The sequence below is a fragment of the Burkholderia sp. A2 genome, from assembly GCF_001729305.1.
Lineage (GTDB): Bacteria > Pseudomonadota > Gammaproteobacteria > Burkholderiales > Burkholderiaceae > Burkholderia > Burkholderia sola.
In genome coordinates, this window is the sequence record NZ_LZXX01000061.1 from 438 (window position 1) to 1,175 (window position 738).

At 72.1% G+C, this 738-nt stretch carries 1 protein-coding gene; it reads left to right on the forward strand.

Features of this window, described 5'->3' with window-relative positions; genetic code table 11:
* Positions 1-670: ATP-grasp domain-containing protein (locus A9Z05_RS37575; RefSeq protein WP_256121854.1), on the forward strand; the 670-nt coding region annotated here is incomplete at its 5' end.
* Between the last annotated feature and the right edge of the window lie 68 nt (positions 671-738).

A 738-nucleotide genomic window follows, 5' to 3' on the forward strand; every position in this document is an offset into this window, starting at 1 on the left:
GCGCGACGCGCATGCCGCGCTCGGCGGCGTGCCGTGCGTGCTGGAGAAGCGCCTGCCGCTGAAATACGAAGTGTCCGCGCTGATCGCGCGCGGCGCCGATGGCCGCTCGGCCGCGTTCCCGCTCGCGCAGAACGTGCATCACAACGGCATCCTCGCGCTGACGGTCGTGCCGGCGCCGGCCGCCGATGCCGCGCGCGTCGAGGAGGCGCAGCAGGCGGCCGTGCGGATCGCCGATACGCTCGGCTACGTCGGCGTGCTGTGCGTCGAATTCTTCGTGCTGGAGGACGGCTCGTTCGTCGCGAACGAAATGGCGCCGCGCCCGCACAACTCCGGCCACTACACGGTCGATGCGTGCGCAACGAGCCAGTTCGAGCAGCAGGTGCGCGCGATGACGCGCATGCCGCTCGGCAACCCGCGCCAGCATTCGCCGGCCGCGATGCTGAACATCCTCGGCGACGTGTGGTTTCCCGATGGTGCGGCGGCCGAGGCCGTCACGCCGCCGTGGGACACGGTCGCCGCGATGCCGGCCGCGCACCTGCACCTGTACGGCAAGGAAGAAGCGCGCGTCGGCCGCAAGATGGGCCACGTGAACTTCACGGCCGAGACGCGCGACGAAGCCGTCGCCGCCGCCACCGCGTGCGCGCAACTGCTGCGCGTGCCGCTCGACTGAGGCGCCGGCCGATGTCCATCGATCTCCCGAAGCACGTGACGCCCGCGCAGATCGACGCGGCCGCCGCG